This is a genomic window from Staphylococcus schweitzeri (assembly GCF_002902405.1).
Classification (GTDB): domain Bacteria; phylum Bacillota; class Bacilli; order Staphylococcales; family Staphylococcaceae; genus Staphylococcus; species Staphylococcus schweitzeri.
Genome location: NZ_PPQS01000008.1, coordinates 44,826 through 65,062 on the forward strand (window position 1 = coordinate 44,826; position 20,237 = coordinate 65,062).

Here is a 20,237-nt window from a genome sequence, read left to right on the forward strand (position 1 = left end):
AAAGCCTTGATTTATCGATGTTTTTCGTGTAACATAACTAACGTTGGACTTTAAGAAAAGCGATGAAGCGAAAGGTTACTGACACACCCGGCCGCTTTGCCATGGCGCTGTGTAAGATAGTTTTCGTGGAGAAGTCTATCACTAAATGTAGACGAATAAGGAGGGAAAATTATGGCAAAACAAAAAATCAGAATCAGATTAAAAGCTTATGATCACCGCGTGATTGATCAATCAGCAGAGAAGATTGTAGAAACAGCGAAACGTTCTGGTGCAGATGTTTCTGGACCAATTCCGTTACCAACTGAGAAATCAGTTTACACAATCATCCGTGCCGTGCATAAGTATAAAGATTCACGTGAACAATTCGAACAACGTACACACAAACGTTTAATCGATATTGTTAACCCAACACCAAAAACAGTTGATGCTTTAATGGGCTTAAACTTACCATCTGGTGTAGACATCGAAATCAAATTATAATAGACAATTTTAGGAGGTGGACTTTCGATGACCAAAGGAATCTTAGGAAGAAAAATTGGGATGACACAAGTATTCGGAGAAAACGGTGAATTAATCCCTGTAACAGTAGTAGAAGCTAAAGAAAATGTTGTATTACAAAAGAAAACTGTTGAAGTTGATGGATACAACGCAATCCAAGTTGGATTTGAAGACAAAAAAGCATACAAAAAAGATGCAAAATCTAATAAATATGCTAATAAACCAGCTGAAGGTCACGCTAAAAAAGCTGACGCAGCACCTAAGCGCTTCATTCGTGAATTCCGCAATGTAGACGTGGATGCTTACGAAGTAGGTCAAGAAGTCTCAGTAGATACTTTTGTAGCTGGCGACGTAATTGACGTAACAGGCGTATCAAAAGGTAAAGGTTTCCAAGGTGCAATTAAACGCCACGGACAATCTCGTGGACCTATGTCACACGGTTCTCATTTCCACAGAGCGCCAGGTTCTGTAGGTATGGCTTCAGATGCTTCAAGAGTATTTAAAGGCCAAAAAATGCCAGGACGTATGGGCGGAAACACAGTTACTGTGCAAAACTTAGAAGTAGTTCAAGTTGACACAGAAAACAAAGTTATCTTAGTAAAAGGTAACGTACCTGGACCTAAAAAAGGTTTAGTAGAAATCAGAACTTCAATCAAAAAAGGTAATAAATAATAAGAAGTGAAAGGAGGAAATGCATAATGGCTAATTATGATGTTTTAAAATTAGACGGAACTAAATCAGGTTCAATCGAATTAAGCGATGCAGTATTCGGTATCGAGCCTAATAATAGCGTTCTTTTCGAAGCTATTCATTTACAACGTGCTTCATTACGTCAAGGTACACATGCTGTTAAGAATCGTTCAGCAGTAAGTGGTGGCGGACGTAAACCATGGAAGCAAAAAGGAACAGGTCGTGCTCGTCAAGGTACAATCCGTGCTCCACAATGGCGTGGCGGTGGTATCGTATTCGGACCAACTCCAAGAAGTTATGCATACAAAATGCCTAAGAAAATGCGTCGTTTAGCTTTACGCTCAGCATTATCTTTCAAAGTTCAAGAGAACGGCTTAACTGTAGTTGACGCATTCAACTTCGAAGCACCAAAAACTAAAGAATTCAAAAATGTATTAACTACATTAGAACAACCTAAAAAAGTATTAGTAGTTACTGAAAACGAAGATGTAAATGTTGAATTATCAGCACGTAACATTCCTGGCGTTCAAGTAACAACTGCTCAAGGTTTAAATGTATTAGATATCACTAATGCTGACAGCTTAGTAATCACTGAAGCTGCTGCTAAAAAAGTTGAGGAGGTGCTCGGATAATGGAAGCAAGAGATATTCTTAAGCGCCCCGTAATCACTGAGAAATCTTCTGAAGCAATGGCTGAAGACAAATACACTTTCGACGTTGATACTCGTGTTAACAAAACACAAGTAAAAATGGCTGTTGAAGAAATCTTCAACGTAAAAGTTGCAAGTGTTAATATCATGAATTACAAACCTAAGAAAAAACGTATGGGCCGTTACCAAGGCTATACAAACAAAAGAAGAAAAGCGATTGTAAAACTTAAAGAAGGTTCAATCGACTTATTTAACTAATAAACCAATTACCATTAAGGAGGTAAGCGACAATGGCTATTAAAAAGTATAAGCCAATAACAAATGGTCGTCGTAATATGACTTCGTTAGATTTCGCTGAAATCACGAAAACTACACCTGAAAAGTCATTATTAAAACCGCTACCGAAAAAAGCGGGACGTAACAACCAAGGTAAATTGACTGTAAGACACCATGGTGGTGGACATAAACGTCAATACCGTGTTATCGATTTCAAACGTAACAAAGATGGTATCAATGCTAAAGTTGATTCTATTCAATATGATCCAAACCGTTCAGCAAACATTGCATTAGTTGTATATGCAGACGGTGAAAAACGATATATCATTGCTCCTAAAGGATTAGAAGTAGGTCAAATCGTTGAAAGTGGTGCAGAAGCTGACATTAAAGTTGGTAACGCATTGCCATTACAAAATATCCCAGTTGGTACAGTAGTACACAACATCGAGCTTAAACCAGGAAAAGGTGGACAAATCGCTCGTTCAGCTGGTGCAAGTGCTCAAGTACTTGGTAAAGAAGGTAAATACGTTTTAATCAGATTAAGATCTGGTGAAGTTCGTATGATCTTATCTACTTGCCGTGCTACAATCGGTCAAGTTGGTAATTTACAACACGAATTAGTAAACGTTGGTAAAGCTGGACGTTCAAGATGGAAAGGTATCCGTCCTACAGTTCGTGGTTCTGTAATGAACCCTAACGATCACCCACACGGTGGTGGTGAAGGTCGTGCTCCTATCGGTAGACCATCTCCAATGTCACCATGGGGTAAACCTACGCTTGGTAAGAAAACTCGTCGTGGTAAAAAATCATCAGACAAACTTATCGTTCGTGGACGTAAGAAAAAATAATATAATCAACTTATTTGGGTGTGCGGCTTAAAGCTGCACGCACATAATAAGAAGGGAGGCGCCCAAATGGCTCGTAGTATTAAAAAAGGACCTTTCGTCGATGAGCATTTAATGAAAAAAGTTGAAGCTCAAGAAGGAAGCGAAAAGAAACAAGTAATCAAAACATGGTCACGTCGTTCTACAATTTTCCCTAATTTCATCGGACATACTTTTGCAGTATACGACGGACGTAAACACGTACCTGTATATGTAACTGAAGATATGGTAGGTCATAAATTAGGTGAGTTTGCTCCTACTCGTACATTCAAAGGACACGTTGCAGACGACAAGAAAACAAGAAGATAATATTTATTAAGTAGAGGAGGACATCCTAATGGAAGCAAAAGCGGTTGCTAGAACAATAAGAATCGCACCTCGTAAAGTAAGATTAGTTCTTGACTTAATCAGAGGTAAAAATGCTGCTGAAGCTATTGCAATTTTAAAATTAACAAACAAAGCTTCATCACCAGTAATTGAAAAAGTATTAATGTCCGCTTTAGCTAATGCTGAACATAACTATGACATGAACACAGATGAATTAGTTGTTAAAGAAGCATATGCTAACGAAGGACCAACATTAAAACGTTTCCGTCCACGTGCGCAAGGTCGTGCAAGTGCGATTAACAAACGTACAAGCCACATTACAATCGTCGTAAGTGACGGTAAAGAAGAAGCTAAAGAAGCTTAATTAACTTTTAAGGAGGGAATACTGTGGGTCAAAAAATTAATCCAATCGGACTTCGTGTTGGTATTATCCGTGATTGGGAAGCTAAATGGTACGCTGAAAAAGACTTCGCTTCACTTTTACACGAAGATTTAAAAATCCGTAAATTTATTGATAATGAATTAAAAGAAGCATCAGTTTCTCACGTAGAGATTGAACGTGCTGCAAACCGTATCAACATTGCAATTCATACTGGTAAACCTGGTATGGTAATTGGTAAAGGCGGTTCAGAAATCGAAAAATTACGCAACAAATTAAATGCGTTAACTGATAAAAAAGTACACATCAACGTAATTGAAATCAAAAAAGTTGATCTTGATGCTCGTTTAGTAGCAGAAAACATCGCACGTCAATTAGAAAACCGTGCTTCATTCCGTCGTGTACAAAAACAAGCAATTACTAGAGCTATGAAACTTGGTGCTAAAGGTATCAAAACTCAAGTATCTGGTCGTTTAGGCGGAGCTGATATCGCTCGTGCTGAACAATATTCAGAAGGAACTGTTCCACTTCATACATTACGTGCTGACATCGATTATGCACATGCTGAAGCTGACACTACTTACGGTAAATTAGGCGTTAAAGTATGGATCTATCGTGGAGAAGTTCTTCCTACTAAGAACACTAGTGGAGGAGGAAAATAATAATGTTACTACCAAAACGTGTAAAATATCGTCGTCAACATCGTCCTAAAACAACTGGTCGTTCTAAAGGCGGTAACTACGTAACATTTGGTGAGTTTGGTTTACAAGCAACTACAACGTCTTGGATCACATCTCGTCAAATCGAATCTGCTCGTATAGCAATGACACGTTACATGAAACGTGGCGGGAAAGTTTGGATTAAAATCTTCCCACATACACCATATACTAAAAAACCTTTAGAAGTACGTATGGGTGCTGGTAAAGGTGCGGTTGAAGGCTGGATCGCAGTTGTTAAACCAGGTAGAATTTTATTCGAAGTTGCTGGCGTATCTGAAGAAGTTGCGCGTGAAGCACTACGTTTAGCAAGTCACAAACTTCCAGTAAAAACTAAGTTTGTAAAACGTGAGGAATTGGGTGGTGAAACAAATGAAAGCTAAGGAAATTAGAGACTTAACCACTTCAGAAATCGAAGAACAAATCAAATCTTCAAAAGAAGAGCTTTTTAACCTACGCTTTCAGTTAGCTACAGGTCAATTAGAAGAAACTGCACGTATTCGTACAGTAAGAAAAACGATTGCACGTCTAAAAACTGTTGCTCGTGAAAGAGAAATTGAACAAAGTAAGGCTAATCAATAATTAAGTAAGAGGAGGTTACAAAAGTGAGCGAAAGAAACGATCGTAAAGTTTATGTAGGTAAAGTTGTTTCAGACAAAATGGACAAGACTATTACAGTGCTTGTTGAAACTTACAAAACACACAAATTATACGGTAAACGAGTAAAATACTCTAAAAAATACAAAACTCATGATGAAAACAATTCAGCTAAATTAGGAGACATTGTTAAAATTCAAGAAACTCGTCCTTTATCAGCAACAAAACGTTTTCGTTTAGTAGAGATTGTTGAAGAGTCAGTAATTATTTAATACAAGTTTAGAGATAAGGGAGGTTTAACTAATGATCCAACAAGAAACACGCTTGAAAGTAGCAGACAACTCTGGTGCTCGTGAAGTTCTTACAATCAAAGTATTAGGTGGATCTGGTCGTAAAACAGCAAACATCGGCGATGTTATCGTATGTACTGTTAAAAATGCAACACCAGGTGGCGTTGTTAAAAAAGGTGACGTTGTCAAAGCTGTAATCGTACGTACTAAGTCAGGTGTTCGTCGTAATGACGGTTCATATATTAAATTTGATGAAAATGCATGTGTTATCATTCGTGATGACAAAGGCCCACGTGGTACTCGTATCTTCGGACCTGTTGCTCGTGAATTACGTGAAGGCAACTTCATGAAAATCGTATCATTAGCACCAGAAGTACTTTAATAAATAACAACCAATACAAATAAGGAGGTGCCCACATGCATATCAAAAAAGGTGACAACGTTAAAGTTATCGCAGGTAAAGACAAAGGTAAAGAAGGTAAAGTAATCGCTACTCTACCTAAAAAAGACCGTGTCGTTGTGGAAGGTGTTAACATTATGAAAAAACACCAAAAACCAACTCAATTAAATCCTGAAGGTGGAATCTTAGAAACAGAGGCAGCAATCCATGTTTCTAATGTACAATTATTAGACCCTAAAACAAACGAACCAACTCGTGTAGGTTACAAATTTGTTGATGGTAAAAAAGTTCGTATCGCTAAAAAGTCTGGCGAAGAAATCAAAACTAATAATTAATAACAAGTTGAAAGGAGGATCCCACTTTGAACCGTTTAAAAGAAAAGTTTAATACTGAAGTTACTGAAAGTTTAATGAAAAAATTCAATTATAGTTCAGTGATGGAAGTACCAAAAATAGATAAAATCGTTGTGAACATGGGTGTAGGTGACGCAGTACAAAATTCTAAAGTATTAGACAATGCTGTTGAAGAATTAGAATTAATCACTGGTCAAAAACCATTAGTAACTAAAGCTAAAAAATCAATCGCGACTTTCCGTTTACGTGAAGGTATGCCAATCGGTGCGAAAGTAACACTTCGCGGTGAAAGAATGTATGAATTCTTAGACAAATTAATTTCAGTATCATTACCACGTGTACGTGACTTCCAAGGTGTTTCTAAAAAAGCATTTGACGGACGCGGTAACTACACTTTAGGTGTTAAAGAACAATTAATTTTCCCAGAAATCGACTATGATAAAGTAAGTAAAGTTAGAGGAATGGATATTGTTATCGTAACTACTGCTAACACTGATGAAGAAGCTCGTGAATTGTTAGCTAACTTCGGTATGCCATTCCGTAAATAATTATTTAAAGGAGGCTAATTAAGTGGCTAAAACTTCAATGGTTGCTAAGCAACAAAAAAAACAAAAATATGCAGTTCGTGAATACACTCGTTGTGAACGTTGTGGCCGTCCACATTCTGTATATCGTAAATTTAAATTATGCCGTATTTGTTTCCGTGAATTAGCTTACAAAGGCCAAATCCCTGGCGTTCGTAAAGCTAGCTGGTAATAAAAAAGAGTCTGAAAGGAGGCAACAATCAATGACAATGACAGATCCAATCGCAGATATGCTTACTCGTGTAAGAAACGCAAACATGGTGCGTCACGAGAAATTAGAATTACCTGCATCAAATATCAAAAAAGAAATTGCTGAAATCTTAAAGAGTGAAGGTTTCATTAAAAATGTTGAATACGTAGAAGATGATAAACAAGGTGTACTTCGTTTATTCTTAAAATATGGTCAAAACGATGAGCGTGTTATCACAGGATTAAAACGTATTTCAAAACCAGGTTTACGTGTTTATGCAAAAGCTAGCGAAATGCCTAAAGTATTAAATGGTTTAGGTATCGCATTAGTATCAACTTCTGAAGGTGTAATCACTGATAAAGAAGCAAGAAAACGTAATGTTGGTGGAGAAATTATCGCATACGTTTGGTAATAAAAAATAAGGAGGTGCCATAACATGAGTCGTGTTGGTAAGAAAATTATTGACATTCCTAGTGACGTAACAGTAACTTTTGATGGAAATCATGTAACTGTTAAAGGTCCTAAAGGTGAATTATCAAGAACTTTAAATGAAAGAATGACATTCAAACAAGAAGAAAACACAATTGAAGTTGTAAGACCATCTGATTCTAAAGAAGATAGAACAAACCATGGTACAACTCGTGCTTTATTAAACAATATGGTGCAAGGTGTTTCTCAAGGATACGAAAAAGTACTTGAGCTTGTTGGTGTAGGTTACCGTGCTCAAATGCAAGGTAAAGACTTAATCCTTAACGTTGGTTATTCTCACCCAGTTGAAATTAAAGCTGAAGAGAATATTACTTTCTCAGTTGAGAAAAACACAGTTGTTAAAGTTGAAGGTATTTCAAAAGAACAAGTTGGAGCATTAGCTTCTAACATCCGTTCAGTAAGACCTCCAGAACCTTATAAAGGTAAAGGTATTCGTTACCAAGGTGAATATGTTCGCCGTAAAGAAGGTAAAACTGGTAAATAATAGATAAAACTCTACAGAAAGGAGTATTGAAATGATCAGTAAAATTGATAAAAACAAAGTGCGTTTAAAAAGACATGCTCGTGTTCGTACTAACTTATCAGGTACAGCTGAAAAGCCACGTTTAAACGTATATCGTTCAAACAAGCATATCTACGCTCAAATTATTGATGATAATAAAGGCGTAACATTAGCTCAAGCTTCTTCAAAAGATAGCGACATTGCTACTTCAGCAACTAAAGTTGAATTAGCATCTAAAGTCGGTGAAGCAATTGCTAAAAAAGCTGCTGACAAAGGCATTAAAGAAATCGTATTTGACCGTGGAGGATATTTATATCACGGACGTGTTAAAGCATTAGCAGAAGCTGCAAGAGAAAGCGGATTAGAATTTTAATTTAAAGGAGGGACAAATACATGGCTCGTAGAGAAGAAGAGACGAAAGAATTTGAAGAACGCGTTGTTACAATCAACCGTGTAGCAAAAGTTGTAAAAGGTGGTCGTCGTTTCCGTTTCACTGCATTAGTTGTAGTTGGAGACAAAAATGGTCGTGTAGGTTTCGGTACTGGTAAAGCACAAGAAGTACCTGAAGCAATCAAAAAAGCTGTAGAAGCAGCTAAAAAAGATTTAGTAGTTGTTCCACGTGTTGAAGGTACAACTCCACACACAATTACTGGCCGTTACGGTTCAGGAAGCGTATTTATGAAACCGGCTGCACCTGGTACAGGGGTTATCGCTGGTGGTCCTGTTCGTGCCGTGCTTGAATTAGCAGGTATTACAGATATCTTAAGTAAATCATTAGGATCAAACACTCCAATTAACATGGTTCGTGCGACAATCAATGGTTTACAAAACCTTAAAAATGCTGAAGATGTTGCGAAATTACGTGGCAAAACAGTAGAAGAATTATACAATTAAGGAGGGAAAACTAGTTATGGCTAAATTACAAATTACCCTCACTCGTAGTGTTATTGGTCGTCCTGAAACACAACGTAAAACTGTTGAAGCTTTAGGTCTTAAAAAGACTAACAGTTCAGTAGTTGTTGAAGATAACCCTGCTATTCGTGGGCAAATCAACAAAGTTAAGCACTTATTAACAGTAGAAGAAAAATAATCAAGGAGGTGCCGAAATGAAATTACATGAGTTAAAACCGGCAGAAGGTTCACGTAAAGAACGCAATCGTGTTGGACGTGGTGTTGCGACAGGTAACGGTAAAACAAGTGGTCGCGGTCACAAAGGTCAAAAAGCTCGTTCAGGCGGTGGTGTAAGACCAGGATTTGAAGGTGGTCAATTACCATTATTCCGTCGTTTACCAAAACGTGGTTTTACTAACATAAATCGTAAAGAATATGCTATTGTTAACTTAGACCAACTTAATAAATTTGAAGATGGTACTGAAGTAACTCCAGCTTTATTAGTAGAATCTGGTGTTGTTAAGAATGAAAAATCTGGTATTAAAATACTAGGTAATGGTTCACTTGATAAGAAATTGACAGTGAAAGCTCATAAATTCTCAGCTTCAGCAGCAGAAGCTATTGATGCTAAAGGTGGAGCACACGAGGTGATCTAATGATTCAAACCCTTGTGAATTTCTTTAGAACAAAAGAAGTTCGTAACAAGATTTTCTTCACACTAGCAATGTTAGTAATTTTTAAAATAGGGACTTATATACCAGCTCCAGGAGTTAATCCTGCAGCTTTTGATAATCCCCAAGGTTCTCAAGGTGCCACTGAGTTATTAAATACTTTTGGTGGCGGAGCCTTGAAACGATTTTCTATTTTTGCAATGGGTATTGTGCCCTACATCACTGCATCCATCGTAATGCAATTATTACAAATGGATATTGTTCCTAAATTCTCAGAATGGGCAAAACAAGGTGAAGTAGGAAGAAGAAAATTAAATAACGTTACACGTTATTTAGCAATTTCTTTAGCATTTATCCAATCTATAGGTATGGCATTCCAATTTAATAATTATCTCAAAGGTGCACTGATTATTAATCAGTCAATTATGAGCTATTTATTAATTGCACTAGTTTTGACAGCAGGAACTGCTTTCTTAATATGGCTTGGTGATCAAATCACTCAGTTCGGTGTTGGTAATGGTATTTCTATTATCATATTCGCAGGTATTTTATCAACGTTACCAGCTAGTCTAATTCAATTTGGACAATCTGCGTTCGTTGGGCAAGAAGATACATCTTTAGCTTGGTTGAAAGTACTAGGACTATTAGTGTCATTAATACTATTAACTGTCGGAGCTATTTATGTACTTGAAGCCGTTCGTAAAATTCCGATTCAATATGCTAAGAAACAAACTGCTCAAAGATTAGGTTCACAAGCAACTTATCTACCTTTAAAAGTTAACTCAGCCGGTGTTATTCCTGTAATCTTTGCAATGGCATTCTTCTTATTGCCTAGAACATTAACATTGTTCTATCCAGATAAAGAATGGGCACAAAACATTGCGAATGCTGCAAATCCTTCAAGTAATGTAGGTATGGTAGTATATATCGTGCTAATCATACTATTCACGTACTTCTATGCATTTGTACAAGTTAATCCGGAAAAAATGGCTGACAACCTTAAAAAGCAAGGTAGTTATGTTCCAGGTATTAGACCTGGTGAACAAACCAAAAAATATATTACCAAAGTTTTATATCGTTTAACTTTTGTAGGTTCTATCTTCTTAGCCGTTATTTCAATATTACCGATTTTAGCAACTAAGTTTATGGGATTACCGCAATCAATTCAGATTGGTGGTACAAGTTTACTTATCGTTATCGGTGTAGCAATTGAAACAATGAAGTCTCTAGAAGCTCAAGTAACTCAAAAAGAATATAAAGGCTTTGGTGGTAGATAATTTTAGGAGGGCACTTATGAATATCATTTTGATGGGTTTACCTGGTGCAGGTAAAGGAACTCAAGCAAGTGAAATTGTCAAGAAATTCCCAATACCCCACATTTCAACTGGTGACATGTTCAGAAAAGCTATAAAAGAAGAAACTGAATTAGGTAAAGAAGCTAAGTCCTTTATGGATCGTGGCGAATTAGTTCCTGATGAAGTTACTGTCGGTATCGTTAAAGAAAGAATTTCTGAAGACGATGCAAAAAAAGGCTTTTTATTAGATGGCTTCCCAAGAACAATCGAGCAAGCTGAGGCATTAAATAACATTATGTCTGAGCTTGGCAGAAACATTGATGCTGTTATCAATATCGAAGTTCCGGAAGAAGAATTAATGAACCGTCTTACAGGTCGTCGAATCTGTGAGTCATGTGGTACAACGTATCATCTTGTATTTAATCCTCCGAAGGTCGAAGGTATTTGTGATATCGATGGTGGTAAATTGTATCAACGAGAAGATGATAATCCTGAAACGGTAGCTAATCGTTTGAGTGTCAATATTAAACAATCTAAACCTATTTTAGAATTCTATGATAAAAAAGGTGTATTGAAAAATATTGATGGTTCAAAAGACATTAGCGACGTTACCAAAGATGTCATTGATATTTTAGATCATTTGTAATAGATCAACTTTAAGCGGTCTATTTTAAGTGAGGCATGATTTAATCATATTAGATAGATGAGAGTGGCAATTAACGATAATTAATTCCCGTAATTTTTGTTTAACTTATAAAATTAATCACTGATAGATTCGTAACAATAAAGTTGTCTATTGACGATTACCTTACTATTGCAAAAAGGGGGAAGTTAATCAATGGCTAAACAAGATGTAATTGAATTAGAAGGTACTGTATTAGATACTTTACCGAACGCAATGTTTAAAGTAGAATTAGAAAACGGTCATGAGATTTTAGCTCACGTAAGTGGTAAAATCAGAATGAATTACATTCGTATTCTACCTGGCGACAAAGTAACTGTTGAGATGTCTCCGTACGATTTAACACGCGGAAGAATTACTTATCGTTATAAATAATCGTCACTCCATAATATAGGGAGGTATAAAAATGAAAGTAAGACCATCAGTAAAACCTATTTGCGAAAAATGTAAAGTCATTAAACGTAAAGGTAAAGTAATGGTAATTTGTGAAAATCCAAAACACAAACAAAGACAAGGTTAATAAAAGAGAGGTGTAAATTAATATGGCACGTATTGCAGGAGTAGATATTCCACGTGAAAAACGCGTAGTTATCTCATTAACTTATATATACGGTATCGGTACGGCAACTGCTCAAAAAATTCTTGAAGAAGCTAACGTATCAGCTGATACTCGTGTGAAAGATTTAACTGATGACGAATTAGGTCGCATCCGTGAAGTTGTAGACGGTTATAAAGTTGAAGGTGACTTACGTCGTGAAACTAACTTAAATATTAAACGTTTAATGGAAATTTCATCATACCGTGGTATCCGTCACCGTCGTGGCTTACCAGTTCGTGGTCAAAAAACGAAAAACAATGCTCGTACTCGTAAAGGACCAGTTAAAACGGTAGCTAATAAGAAAAAATAATAGGTAAAGGAGGCAAATTTTAAATGGCACGTAAACAAGTATCTCGTAAACGTAGAGTGAAAAAGAATATTGAAAATGGTGTAGCACACATCCGTTCAACATTCAACAATACTATTGTAACTATCACTGATGAATTCGGTAATGCTTTATCATGGTCATCAGCTGGTGCATTAGGATTTAAAGGATCTAAAAAATCAACACCATTTGCAGCACAAATGGCTTCTGAAACTGCATCTAAATCAGCTATGGAGCATGGTTTAAAAACAGTTGAAGTAACAGTTAAAGGACCTGGTCCAGGTCGTGAATCAGCTATTCGTGCATTACAATCTGCAGGTTTAGAAGTAACTGCAATCAGAGACGTTACTCCAGTACCTCATAACGGTTGTCGTCCACCAAAACGTCGTCGTGTATAATTTTGATGGTATTGTTACAGGTCACTGAGCAAACATTCTAAATTAAGTCGACGTATATAAGGAGGATATTTAAATGATAGAAATCGAAAAACCTAGAATTGAGACAATTGAAATTAGTGAAGATGCTAAATTCGGTAAGTTCGTTGTTGAACCACTAGAACGTGGCTACGGTACTACACTAGGAAACTCCTTACGTCGTATCCTACTATCTTCATTACCAGGTGCAGCCGTTAAGTATATTGAAATTGAGGGAGTTTTACATGAATTCTCAGCAGTAGATAATGTAGTTGAAGATGTTTCTACAATCATTATGAACATTAAACAATTAGCATTAAAAATCTATTCTGAAGAAGATAAAACTTTAGAAATTGATGTACGTGATGAAGGCGAAGTAACTGCAAGCGACATTACACATGATAGTGATGTTGAAATTTTAAACCCAGAGCTTAAAATTGCAACAGTATCTAAAGGTGGTCACTTAAAAATTCGTCTAGTTGCTAACAAGGGTAGAGGTTACGCATTAGCAGAACAAAATAATACTAGTGATTTACCAATTGGTGTAATCCCTGTTGATTCATTGTATTCACCTGTTGAACGTGTGAACTATACTGTTGAAAATACACGTGTAGGTCAAAGCAGTGATTTTGATAAATTAACATTGGATGTTTGGACTAATGGTTCAATCACACCACAAGAATCAGTTTCATTAGCAGCAAAAATAATGACTGAACACTTGAATATCTTCGTTGGTCTTACTGATGAAGCACAAAATGCTGAAATCATGATTGAAAAAGAAGAAGATCAAAAAGAAAAAGTATTAGAAATGTCTATCGAAGAATTAGACTTATCTGTACGTTCATATAACTGCTTAAAACGCGCAGGAATTAATTCTGTTCAAGAGTTAGCTGATAAATCTGAAGCTGACATGATGAAAGTACGTAATTTAGGTCGTAAATCTTTAGAAGAAGTTAAATACAAATTAGAAGATTTAGGATTAGGATTAAGAAAAGAAGATTGATAAAGGAGGTTAACTCATGGGTTACAGAAAATTAGGTCGTACTTCTGATCAACGTAAAGCTATGTTACGTGACTTAGCTACTTCACTTATTATTAGTGAGCGTATTGAAACTACAGAAGCTCGTGCAAAAGAAGTTCGCAGTGTTGTTGAGAAATTAATCACTTTAGGTAAAAAGGGAGATTTAGCTTCTCGTCGTAATGCAGCTAAAACTTTACGTAATGTTGAAATCTTAAATGAAGATGAAACTACACAAACTGCACTTCAAAAATTATTTGGTGAAATCGCAGAACGTTATACAGAACGTCAAGGTGGTTACACTCGTATCCTTAAACAAGGCCCTCGTCGCGGTGACGGTGCTGAATCAGTAATTATCGAATTAGTATAACAATTTATATAAATGCACTAACTACTTTTATATAAAGCAAATGAGTGCAACGATAATGTTTGCCACATACAAATATTGTCTAGCTCAGAGTACCCCATCAACTAAATAAAGATTTAAAGCGTGAACTCAACAAACTTATGATGGGGTGCGCGCTTTTTTATTGTATAAGCTATCGGACTTTTGAACAGAAATGTTTACAAGTCCGATATTTTTTTGTTTCAGAGATTCGCATTTTGAATGATTCATTATATTAAACTAATTAAGTTGTATGGTATAGTTATTAAATATTATTTTTGTGGCATTTATGTATAATCAATAAAGTTGGATTAAGGTCTTCAGAAATTGTAGAATCAACGAATGTGAATGGAAATGAGCTGGGAAGTAGTTTAATTACTTTCAATATATTGTAATCATAATCAATGTCATATACAGCGTTTTATAAATATTGTAAAATATGAGAGATACACGAATCGTAAAGGAGAGAGACAAGTGGAGGATATGAATTCAATTATTGCATTTAAAAACGTTTCATTTCAATACCAAAGTGATGCATCCTTCACATTGAAAGATGTTTCTTTTAATATTCCTAAAGGTCAATGGACATCTATTGTTGGTCATAATGGTTCTGGAAAGTCCACTATTGCTAAATTAATGATTGGTATTGAAAAAATTAAATCAGGTGAGATTTTTTATAATAGTCAGGTTGTTACTGACGATAATCTTGAAAAGTTACGAAAAGAAATTGGGATTGTTTTTCAGAATCCGGATAATCAATTTGTTGGTTCAATTGTAAAATACGATGTTGCATTTGGACTTGAAAATCATGCGGTTCCACACGACGAAATGCACAGAAGAGTCAGCGAAGCACTTAAACAAGTAGATATGTTAGAACGTGCAGATTATGAACCTAATGCATTATCGGGGGGACAGAAGCAGCGTGTGGCTATAGCAAGTGTATTAGCACTTAACCCCTCTGTCATTATATTAGACGAAGCAACATCCATGTTAGATCCGAACGCTCGTCATAATCTACTTAATATAGTAAGAAAAGTTAAAGAAGAACATAACATTACAATCATTTCTATTACCCATGATTTATCTGAGGCGATGGAAGCAGATTATGTTATCGTTATGAATAAAGGGACTGTCTATAAACAAGGCACAGCGATTGAAATTTTCGACCATGCAGAAGAGTTAACAACAATAGGTCTAGATTTGCCATTCCCAATCAAAATAAATCAAATGCTGGGACACCAAACATCATTCTTAACTTATGAAGGGCTGGTGGATCAACTATGACTATACGCTTTGACAATGTAAGTTATACCTATCAAAAAGGGACACCATACCAGCATCAAGCTATTCATGATGTTAATACAGAATTTGAGCAAGGTAAATATTACGCCATCGTTGGACAAACGGGTAGTGGTAAATCAACATTGATACAAAATATTAATGCACTGTTAAAGCCAACTAGTGGTAAAGTTACAATTAATGATGTTGAGGTTACACATAAGACTAAAGATAAATTTATTAGACCACTAAGAAAAAGAATTGGCATGGTCTTTCAATTTCCAGAATCACAATTATTTGAAGATACAGTAGAACGTGAAATGATATTTGGACCTAAAAACTTTAAAATGAATTTAGATGAAGCCAAAAGTTATGCATATCGTTTATTGATGGACCTTGGTTTTTCAAGAGATGTAATGTTACAATCACCATTTCAAATGTCAGGTGGACAAATGCGTAAAATAGCGATTGTATCGATATTGGCAATGAATCCTGATATTATCGTGGTTGATGAACCTACAGCAGGACTTGATCCACAAAGTAAACGACAAGTAATGCGATTACTAAAGTCACTACAAACAGATGAAAATAAGGCAATTATCCTAATTTCACATGATATGAATGAAGTCGCGCGTTATGCAGATGAAGTCATCGTTATGAAAGAAGGTAGTATAGTGTCGCAAACATCACCAAAAGAGCTCTTCAAAGATAAAGAAAAGCTGGTGAATTGGCACATTGGTTTACCAGAAATTGTTCAGTTACAATATGACTTTGAACAAAAACATCAAACAAAATTAAAAGATATTGCCTTAACTGAAGAAGCATTTGTAAGCTTGTATAAGGAGTGGCAACATGAAAAATAAATTGATTATAGGGCGATATTTACCAATTAATTCCTTTGTTCATCATCTTGATCCAAGAGCAAAGTTAATGTTTGTCTTTTTATTTATTATATTAATATTTTTTTGTCACTCACCTCTAACATACCTTTGGGTGTTTGCACTTATCTTATTCTTTATGAGATTAGCAAAAATTCAATTTTGGTTCTTAATTAAAGGTTTAACGCCAATATTTTTCTTTTTAATTTTCACATTAATGATGCATATATTTTTAACTAAAGGTGGTCATGTATTAGTTGAATGGCACGGTATTACGATTGAAACTAATGGTATTTTAGAAGGTATATATATATCACTGCGTTTAATTGGGATTGTGATGATTGCAACAATTATGACACTATCTACAAGTCCAATTGATTTAACAGATGCGTTTGAAAGATTACTTGCACCACTAAAAATGTTTAAATTACCAGTACATCAATTAAGTATGATTATGTCCATTGCTTTAAGGTTTATTCCGACATTAATGGATGAGTTAGATAAAATCATTTTGGCGCAAAAGTCGCGTGGTTCTGAAATAAGTTCAGGGAACATTGCAACACGTATTAAATCATTTATTCCATTGCTAGTTCCACTATTCATCTCAGCTTTCCAACGCGCCGAAGAATTAGCGGTCGCTATGGAAGTTAGGGGCTATGATGCCAATGTTAAGAGAACGAGCTACAGACAGCTTAAATGGCAATTGAGAGATACGTTATCTTTAATCATGATTATCCCAATTACAATTATTTTATTCGTATTAAAATATTCAGGAGTGTAAATTCATGCGTATATTAGTAGAAATTGCGTATCAAGGAAATAATTTTCTAGGTTTTCAAATTCAACAAAATGGTCGAACGGTACAGCAACAATTTGAAAAGCTATTACAACGCATGCATAAAAGACATGTGAGAATCCATCCATCAAGTAGAACTGATAGAGGTGTACATGCAATACAGCAGTACTTTCATTTTGACACAGAGCTGAATATACCTATGTCACAATGGCAATATGCAATGAACCGAACGTTACCTGATGATATTTATGTCAACAATGTAGTTACAGTCGATGACGATTTTCATTGTCGCTACGATTGTGTCGGTAAACGCTATCGATATAAAGTATATCAAGCACAACACTGCGATCCGTTTCAAAGTGGTTTGAAAACATTCATTCCTGAAACGTTAGATTTAGACAAAATGAACAGAGCGGCACAACAATTCATAGGTACACATGATTTTACGGGATTTTGTTCGCAAAAAACTGAAGTAGAGAGCAAAGTTAGAACATTATACCAAAGTGAAATTGTGAAAACCGATGATGGCTTTGATTATATTGTCACTGGTTCTGGCTTTTTATATAACATGGTGCGTGTCTTAGTTGCATTTTTAATAGAAGTCGGAAAAGGGCGTCACGAAGTATCTGATGTACCAAAACTTCTTGAATCAAAGAATCGTAAGAATGTACCTTTTACTGCACCGGCTGAAGGACTATATTTAGAGAAGATTTATTTAGATGAAAATGAGTTATTAAAAGACTTTGGCAATGATATAAAAATACATCGTAAAAAATCATTACAAAATGACTGATTGCCATTGACAAAAAGCTTGTGAAATTATAAGATTATTAACGGTATTGTTTTATATCCACCCCACGATAAGCCCCGGAAACTTATTGTGTTACAAGATATATAAGCAGAAACGAACAACAGTTAACAAAATAAATGAAATGAAACGTTTTAAAAATGAAACAAATGAAATCATCTATTAGGTTATGAAACTGTTTATAGCTTGAATAGAAGCATTTATTTTTTAGGAGGACAATTATTATGCGTCAAACATTTATGGCAAATGAATCAAACATTGAGCGCAAATGGTATGTTATCGATGCTGAAGGCCAAACATTAGGTCGTTTATCATCAGAAGTAGCATCTATCTTACGCGGTAAAAATAAAGTAACTTACACACCACACGTTGATACTGGTGATTATGTAATCGTTATTAATGCATCAAAAATCGAATTTACTGGTAACAAAGAGACTGACAAAGTTTACTACCGTCACTCAAATCACCCAGGTGGTATTAAATCAATCACTGCTGGTGAATTAAGAAGAACTAACCCAGAACGTTTAATTGAAAACTCAATTAAAGGTATGTTACCAAGCACTCGTTTAGGCGAAAAACAAGGTAAAAAATTATTTGTATATGGTGGCGCTGAACATCCACACGCTGCACAACAACCAGAAAACTACGAATTACGTGGTTAATTAGAAGGAGGAAATGACTTTGGCACAAGTTGAATATAGAGGCACAGGCCGTCGTAAAAACTCAGTAGCACGTGTACGTTTAGTACCAGGTGAAGGTAACATCACAGTTAATAACCGTGACGTACGCGAATACTTACCATTCGAATCATTAATTTTAGACTTAAACCAACCATTTGATGTAACTGAAACTAAAGGTAACTACGATGTTTTAGTTAACGTTCATGGTGGTGGTTTCACTGGACAAGCTCAAGCTATCCGTCACGGAATCGCTCGTGCATTATTAGAAGCAGATCCTGAATACAGAGGTTCTTTAAAACGCGCTGGATTACTTACTCGTGACCCACGTATGAAAGAACGTAAAAAACCAGGTCTTAAAGCAGCTCGTCGTTCACCTCAATTCTCAAAACGTTAAGCTGCAGCTGTTGCGAACTTGTTCGCTTACAGATGGAGTTCGCAAATTGCGTCAGCAATTTGTGTTCAACTGAAGAAACGTTTACAACACTCTTTGGATTATTCCAAAGAGTGTTTTTTGTATTTTTATAGAGTCATTTAGATACAAATTAGTTACCCCTAGAGGAACTAATTTGTTTCAATTCTGCTTAAACTTCAATGATATGAAACTTTAGGAAACCATATGAAATGACCTTGTTTTTCTTTGGGATTCGTACGACAAGCAGATAGAGGTTGTAATGATATTCGATAGATATAGTATTGAATGTTTGCAAACTGAGGTTGAAGGACAGCTTTCGAGTAAAGAGGAAAATTTTCGAGTAACTCAAAAGAAAAATATTAAAAAATCATGGGAAACCAGTTTTATCAAGGGTTTTGTGAGCTTTCGAGTAGTATTATTTAATAAGAATTACAAGTTAAATAAAATACCTACTAATCAGAAGTTGTCAGAGATTGTAGAATTTTTATCAGATGGTAAGTTAGCAAGTAGGCTAGAAATTCAAGAAACAATGGGACTTCAAAAAAGTTATACATCTGATTTAATTGCTGAACTGAAGAAGTTAGAGATTATCGGATCTGAAGGTAGAGGTCTGGGAACTAGATATTATTTAATTAGAGACTAATAAATTCATCAAGTGATAACCGGACGATAACCTATTGATATACATAAAAACATTGATAAATCAATATATTTACGACCGGACGATAACCGGACGATAATCGGACGATACGAGAGTATATACCACCGGACAGCAGTTTATTTAGTTACCCCTGAGTGATATTTGGTGCAATACTATGCAATCGGAAAAATTAGAAATCCTTTAGTATCAAGGCTTACGACAGTCTATACAATTGTACGAAACCCTAAAGTTTTTTGAACGTAAAAAACCAAATCTTAAAGCAGCTCGTCGTTCACCTCAATTCTCAAAATGTTAATTGTCGGACGATATATACAAAACACCTCGATGTTATGTCGAGGTGTTTTTTTGCGTTTGTGTATTAAATTATTCAGGTTCTATAATAAATCGGACTGATGAGTTCAATATCGGAAGTTAGGCAAATAGACATTGCTTAACTTCCTTTTTACTCTTTGGAGCGTTAAGTTTTGAAGATAATAATATTAGAATGCGCAAATGATTGTAACTTCCATAACCAAAAGATGTACGTTTAATTAATTTTATTTTGGTATCTATACCTTCTAAAGGACCATTCTCTAAACAATCTACTTTATAGGGTACATATCATAGCCAGTTAAATAGAGGT

The 20,237-nt window shown here is 35.6% G+C and carries 36 protein-coding genes and 1 pseudogene; 36 read left to right on the top strand and 1 reads right to left on the bottom strand.

The features are described from left to right. Positions 1–171 precede the first annotated feature (171 nt). The 36 genes from rpsJ to CD116_RS01970 all read left to right on the top strand — a co-directional run bounded on the left by rpsJ (position 172) and on the right by CD116_RS01970 (position 19,597). A complete protein-coding gene (gene rpsJ, locus CD116_RS01795) occupies positions 172–480 on the top strand; it encodes a 30S ribosomal protein S10 (RefSeq protein WP_001118667.1) in 309 nt (102 codons plus the stop codon). A 27-nt stretch (positions 481–507) separates the two neighbouring features. Continuing rightward, positions 508–1,170, top strand: a complete 663-nt coding sequence (gene rplC, locus CD116_RS01800; RefSeq protein ID WP_000160212.1) for a 50S ribosomal protein L3 — start codon at positions 508–510, stop codon at positions 1,168–1,170. Between the two features lie 26 nt (positions 1,171–1,196). Next, positions 1,197–1,820, top strand: coding sequence for a 50S ribosomal protein L4 (gene rplD / locus CD116_RS01805; RefSeq protein ID WP_000024823.1), 624 nt, complete (start codon positions 1,197–1,199; stop codon positions 1,818–1,820). Continuing rightward, positions 1,820–2,095, top strand: coding sequence for a 50S ribosomal protein L23 (gene rplW, locus CD116_RS01810; protein WP_000388081.1), 276 nt, complete (start codon positions 1,820–1,822; stop codon positions 2,093–2,095). The genes rplD and rplW overlap by 1 nt, the downstream gene beginning before the upstream one ends. Before the next feature lie 32 nt (positions 2,096–2,127). Then, positions 2,128–2,961 carry a 50S ribosomal protein L2 gene (gene rplB / locus CD116_RS01815; RefSeq protein WP_000985472.1) on the top strand — a complete coding sequence of 278 codons (834 nt, stop codon included), beginning with the start codon at positions 2,128–2,130 and terminating at the stop codon, positions 2,959–2,961. 66 nt (positions 2,962–3,027) lie between these two features. Next, positions 3,028–3,306 carry a 30S ribosomal protein S19 gene (gene rpsS, locus CD116_RS01820; protein WP_000124353.1) on the top strand — a complete coding sequence of 93 codons (279 nt, stop codon included), beginning with the start codon at positions 3,028–3,030 and terminating at the stop codon, positions 3,304–3,306. A 28-nt stretch (positions 3,307–3,334) separates the two neighbouring features. Then, entirely contained in the window at positions 3,335–3,688 is a 354-nt protein-coding gene (rplV, locus tag CD116_RS01825; protein ID WP_000387527.1) for a 50S ribosomal protein L22, read from the top strand. 23 nt (positions 3,689–3,711) lie between these two features. After that, positions 3,712–4,365, top strand: a complete 654-nt coding sequence (rpsC, locus tag CD116_RS01830) for a 30S ribosomal protein S3 (RefSeq protein WP_000529877.1) — start codon at positions 3,712–3,714, stop codon at positions 4,363–4,365. A gap of 2 nt (positions 4,366–4,367) precedes the next feature. Then, a complete protein-coding gene (gene rplP / locus CD116_RS01835) occupies positions 4,368–4,802 on the top strand; it encodes a 50S ribosomal protein L16 (RefSeq protein WP_000926310.1) in 435 nt (144 codons plus the stop codon). Beyond that, a complete protein-coding gene (gene rpmC / locus CD116_RS01840; protein WP_000644737.1) occupies positions 4,792–5,001 on the top strand; it encodes a 50S ribosomal protein L29 in 210 nt (69 codons plus the stop codon). Before rplP ends, rpmC begins: the two co-directional genes overlap by 11 nt. A gap of 23 nt (positions 5,002–5,024) precedes the next feature. Then, a complete protein-coding gene (gene rpsQ, locus CD116_RS01845; protein WP_000004086.1) occupies positions 5,025–5,288 on the top strand; it encodes a 30S ribosomal protein S17 in 264 nt (87 codons plus the stop codon). A 31-nt stretch (positions 5,289–5,319) separates the two neighbouring features. After that, positions 5,320–5,688 (top strand): 50S ribosomal protein L14, encoded by a 369-nt coding sequence (gene rplN, locus CD116_RS01850; RefSeq protein WP_000615921.1) that lies wholly within the window; start codon positions 5,320–5,322, stop codon positions 5,686–5,688. Between the two features lie 35 nt (positions 5,689–5,723). Next, complete coding sequence (gene rplX, locus CD116_RS01855; protein WP_000547688.1) at positions 5,724–6,041, top strand: 50S ribosomal protein L24; 318 nt, start codon at positions 5,724–5,726, stop codon at positions 6,039–6,041. A gap of 26 nt (positions 6,042–6,067) precedes the next feature. Continuing rightward, on the top strand, positions 6,068–6,607 hold the full coding sequence (rplE, locus tag CD116_RS01860) for a 50S ribosomal protein L5 (RefSeq protein ID WP_001080826.1): 540 nt from the start codon (positions 6,068–6,070) through the stop codon (positions 6,605–6,607). Between the two features lie 22 nt (positions 6,608–6,629). Beyond that, on the top strand, positions 6,630–6,815 hold the full coding sequence (locus CD116_RS01865; RefSeq protein ID WP_001140799.1) for a type Z 30S ribosomal protein S14: 186 nt from the start codon (positions 6,630–6,632) through the stop codon (positions 6,813–6,815). A 31-nt stretch (positions 6,816–6,846) separates the two neighbouring features. Next, positions 6,847–7,245, top strand: a complete 399-nt coding sequence (gene rpsH / locus CD116_RS01870; RefSeq protein ID WP_000178881.1) for a 30S ribosomal protein S8 — start codon at positions 6,847–6,849, stop codon at positions 7,243–7,245. Positions 7,246–7,269: 24 nt separating this feature from the next. Beyond that, positions 7,270–7,806 carry a 50S ribosomal protein L6 gene (rplF, locus tag CD116_RS01875; protein WP_000091973.1) on the top strand — a complete coding sequence of 179 codons (537 nt, stop codon included), beginning with the start codon at positions 7,270–7,272 and terminating at the stop codon, positions 7,804–7,806. Between the two features lie 31 nt (positions 7,807–7,837). After that, positions 7,838–8,197, top strand: coding sequence for a 50S ribosomal protein L18 (gene rplR / locus CD116_RS01880; protein WP_047426036.1), 360 nt, complete (start codon positions 7,838–7,840; stop codon positions 8,195–8,197). Positions 8,198–8,217: 20 nt separating this feature from the next. Next, positions 8,218–8,718 carry a 30S ribosomal protein S5 gene (gene rpsE / locus CD116_RS01885; protein WP_000113852.1) on the top strand — a complete coding sequence of 167 codons (501 nt, stop codon included), beginning with the start codon at positions 8,218–8,220 and terminating at the stop codon, positions 8,716–8,718. Between the two features lie 16 nt (positions 8,719–8,734). Then, entirely contained in the window at positions 8,735–8,914 is a 180-nt protein-coding gene (rpmD, locus tag CD116_RS01890) for a 50S ribosomal protein L30 (RefSeq protein WP_001096576.1), read from the top strand. A gap of 16 nt (positions 8,915–8,930) precedes the next feature. Next, positions 8,931–9,371, top strand: coding sequence for a 50S ribosomal protein L15 (gene rplO / locus CD116_RS01895; RefSeq protein ID WP_000766074.1), 441 nt, complete (start codon positions 8,931–8,933; stop codon positions 9,369–9,371). Next, positions 9,371–10,663: a preprotein translocase subunit SecY gene (gene secY, locus CD116_RS01900; RefSeq protein ID WP_000616781.1), complete on the top strand. Its 1,293-nt coding sequence runs from the start codon at positions 9,371–9,373 to the stop codon at positions 10,661–10,663. The genes rplO and secY overlap by 1 nt, the downstream gene beginning before the upstream one ends. Positions 10,664–10,679: 16 nt before the next feature. Then, entirely contained in the window at positions 10,680–11,327 is a 648-nt protein-coding gene (locus CD116_RS01905) for an adenylate kinase (protein ID WP_001021467.1), read from the top strand. A 192-nt stretch (positions 11,328–11,519) separates the two neighbouring features. Next, complete coding sequence (infA, locus tag CD116_RS01910; protein WP_001118443.1) at positions 11,520–11,738, top strand: translation initiation factor IF-1; 219 nt, start codon at positions 11,520–11,522, stop codon at positions 11,736–11,738. A 31-nt stretch (positions 11,739–11,769) separates the two neighbouring features. Continuing rightward, complete coding sequence (gene rpmJ, locus CD116_RS01915) at positions 11,770–11,883, top strand: 50S ribosomal protein L36 (RefSeq protein WP_000868342.1); 114 nt, start codon at positions 11,770–11,772, stop codon at positions 11,881–11,883. Positions 11,884–11,905: 22 nt separating this feature from the next. Next, positions 11,906–12,271, top strand: a complete 366-nt coding sequence (gene rpsM, locus CD116_RS01920; RefSeq protein ID WP_047426037.1) for a 30S ribosomal protein S13 — start codon at positions 11,906–11,908, stop codon at positions 12,269–12,271. Positions 12,272–12,294: 23 nt separating this feature from the next. Next, the gene (gene rpsK, locus CD116_RS01925; protein ID WP_000101625.1) at positions 12,295–12,684 is read left to right on the top strand and encodes a 30S ribosomal protein S11; all 390 of its coding nucleotides are present in this window, start codon (positions 12,295–12,297) and stop codon (positions 12,682–12,684) included. Positions 12,685–12,757: 73 nt separating this feature from the next. Beyond that, complete coding sequence (locus tag CD116_RS01930) at positions 12,758–13,702, top strand: DNA-directed RNA polymerase subunit alpha (RefSeq protein ID WP_000569649.1); 945 nt, start codon at positions 12,758–12,760, stop codon at positions 13,700–13,702. A gap of 16 nt (positions 13,703–13,718) precedes the next feature. Further along, complete coding sequence (rplQ, locus tag CD116_RS01935; protein WP_000542274.1) at positions 13,719–14,087, top strand: 50S ribosomal protein L17; 369 nt, start codon at positions 13,719–13,721, stop codon at positions 14,085–14,087. 489 nt (positions 14,088–14,576) lie between these two features. Further along, entirely contained in the window at positions 14,577–15,386 is an 810-nt protein-coding gene (locus CD116_RS01940) for an energy-coupling factor transporter ATPase (protein WP_047529602.1), read from the top strand. Further along, entirely contained in the window at positions 15,383–16,243 is an 861-nt protein-coding gene (locus CD116_RS01945) for an energy-coupling factor transporter ATPase (RefSeq protein WP_047529600.1), read from the top strand. Before CD116_RS01940 ends, CD116_RS01945 begins: the two co-directional genes overlap by 4 nt. After that, positions 16,233–17,039 carry an energy-coupling factor transporter transmembrane component T family protein gene (locus tag CD116_RS01950; RefSeq protein WP_047551254.1) on the top strand — a complete coding sequence of 269 codons (807 nt, stop codon included), beginning with the start codon at positions 16,233–16,235 and terminating at the stop codon, positions 17,037–17,039. The genes CD116_RS01945 and CD116_RS01950 overlap by 11 nt, the downstream gene beginning before the upstream one ends. Before the next feature lie 4 nt (positions 17,040–17,043). Beyond that, complete coding sequence (truA, locus tag CD116_RS01955) at positions 17,044–17,847, top strand: tRNA pseudouridine(38-40) synthase TruA (protein WP_047551251.1); 804 nt, start codon at positions 17,044–17,046, stop codon at positions 17,845–17,847. A gap of 239 nt (positions 17,848–18,086) precedes the next feature. Further along, the gene (rplM, locus tag CD116_RS01960) at positions 18,087–18,524 is read left to right on the top strand and encodes a 50S ribosomal protein L13 (protein ID WP_001250038.1); all 438 of its coding nucleotides are present in this window, start codon (positions 18,087–18,089) and stop codon (positions 18,522–18,524) included. A gap of 19 nt (positions 18,525–18,543) precedes the next feature. Then, positions 18,544–18,936: a 30S ribosomal protein S9 gene (gene rpsI / locus CD116_RS01965; RefSeq protein ID WP_001790547.1), complete on the top strand. Its 393-nt coding sequence runs from the start codon at positions 18,544–18,546 to the stop codon at positions 18,934–18,936. Positions 18,937–19,417: 481 nt separating this feature from the next. Beyond that, a complete protein-coding gene (locus CD116_RS01970) occupies positions 19,418–19,597 on the top strand; it encodes a hypothetical protein (protein ID WP_047551314.1) in 180 nt (59 codons plus the stop codon). A gap of 429 nt (positions 19,598–20,026) precedes the next feature. Here the strand turns inward: CD116_RS01970 and CD116_RS01975 are convergent. After that, positions 20,027–20,191 (bottom strand): annotated as a pseudogene (locus CD116_RS01975) (transposase); the annotation flags it as partial. Between the last annotated feature and the right edge of the window lie 46 nt (positions 20,192–20,237).

Bases quoted from the DNA above. Each gene is read 5' to 3' on its own strand.
- rplX (WP_000547688.1), top strand. From the start codon at position 5,724: ATGCATATCAAAAAAGGTGACAACGTTAAAGTTATCGCAGGTAAAGAC.
- rplP (WP_000926310.1), top strand. From the start codon at position 4,368: ATGTTACTACCAAAACGTGTAAAATATCGTCGTCAACATCGTCCTAAA.
- rplW (WP_000388081.1), top strand. From the start codon at position 1,820: ATGGAAGCAAGAGATATTCTTAAGCGCCCCGTAATCACTGAGAAATCT.
- rpsJ (WP_001118667.1), top strand. From the start codon at position 172: ATGGCAAAACAAAAAATCAGAATCAGATTAAAAGCTTATGATCACCGC.
- rpmJ (WP_000868342.1), top strand. From the start codon at position 11,770: ATGAAAGTAAGACCATCAGTAAAACCTATTTGCGAAAAATGTAAAGTC.
- rplM (WP_001250038.1), top strand. From the start codon at position 18,087: ATGCGTCAAACATTTATGGCAAATGAATCAAACATTGAGCGCAAATGG.
- CD116_RS01905 (WP_001021467.1), top strand. From the start codon at position 10,680: ATGAATATCATTTTGATGGGTTTACCTGGTGCAGGTAAAGGAACTCAA.
- rplQ (WP_000542274.1), top strand. From the start codon at position 13,719: ATGGGTTACAGAAAATTAGGTCGTACTTCTGATCAACGTAAAGCTATG.
- rpmD (WP_001096576.1), top strand. From the start codon at position 8,735: ATGGCTAAATTACAAATTACCCTCACTCGTAGTGTTATTGGTCGTCCT.
- rpsK (WP_000101625.1), top strand. From the start codon at position 12,295: ATGGCACGTAAACAAGTATCTCGTAAACGTAGAGTGAAAAAGAATATT.
- CD116_RS01950 (WP_047551254.1), top strand. From the start codon at position 16,233: ATGAAAAATAAATTGATTATAGGGCGATATTTACCAATTAATTCCTTT.
- infA (WP_001118443.1), top strand. From the start codon at position 11,520: ATGGCTAAACAAGATGTAATTGAATTAGAAGGTACTGTATTAGATACT.
- secY (WP_000616781.1), top strand. From the start codon at position 9,371: ATGATTCAAACCCTTGTGAATTTCTTTAGAACAAAAGAAGTTCGTAAC.
- rpsE (WP_000113852.1), top strand. From the start codon at position 8,218: ATGGCTCGTAGAGAAGAAGAGACGAAAGAATTTGAAGAACGCGTTGTT.
- rplC (WP_000160212.1), top strand. From the start codon at position 508: ATGACCAAAGGAATCTTAGGAAGAAAAATTGGGATGACACAAGTATTC.
- rplB (WP_000985472.1), top strand. From the start codon at position 2,128: ATGGCTATTAAAAAGTATAAGCCAATAACAAATGGTCGTCGTAATATG.
- rplV (WP_000387527.1), top strand. From the start codon at position 3,335: ATGGAAGCAAAAGCGGTTGCTAGAACAATAAGAATCGCACCTCGTAAA.
- rpsM (WP_047426037.1), top strand. From the start codon at position 11,906: ATGGCACGTATTGCAGGAGTAGATATTCCACGTGAAAAACGCGTAGTT.
- CD116_RS01945 (WP_047529600.1), top strand. From the start codon at position 15,383: ATGACTATACGCTTTGACAATGTAAGTTATACCTATCAAAAAGGGACA.
- rpmC (WP_000644737.1), top strand. From the start codon at position 4,792: ATGAAAGCTAAGGAAATTAGAGACTTAACCACTTCAGAAATCGAAGAA.
- rpsH (WP_000178881.1), top strand. From the start codon at position 6,847: ATGACAATGACAGATCCAATCGCAGATATGCTTACTCGTGTAAGAAAC.
- CD116_RS01930 (WP_000569649.1), top strand. From the start codon at position 12,758: ATGATAGAAATCGAAAAACCTAGAATTGAGACAATTGAAATTAGTGAA.
- rplR (WP_047426036.1), top strand. From the start codon at position 7,838: ATGATCAGTAAAATTGATAAAAACAAAGTGCGTTTAAAAAGACATGCT.
- rplN (WP_000615921.1), top strand. From the start codon at position 5,320: ATGATCCAACAAGAAACACGCTTGAAAGTAGCAGACAACTCTGGTGCT.
- rplO (WP_000766074.1), top strand. From the start codon at position 8,931: ATGAAATTACATGAGTTAAAACCGGCAGAAGGTTCACGTAAAGAACGC.
- truA (WP_047551251.1), top strand. From the start codon at position 17,044: ATGCGTATATTAGTAGAAATTGCGTATCAAGGAAATAATTTTCTAGGT.
- rplD (WP_000024823.1), top strand. From the start codon at position 1,197: ATGGCTAATTATGATGTTTTAAAATTAGACGGAACTAAATCAGGTTCA.
- rplF (WP_000091973.1), top strand. From the start codon at position 7,270: ATGAGTCGTGTTGGTAAGAAAATTATTGACATTCCTAGTGACGTAACA.
- rpsS (WP_000124353.1), top strand. From the start codon at position 3,028: ATGGCTCGTAGTATTAAAAAAGGACCTTTCGTCGATGAGCATTTAATG.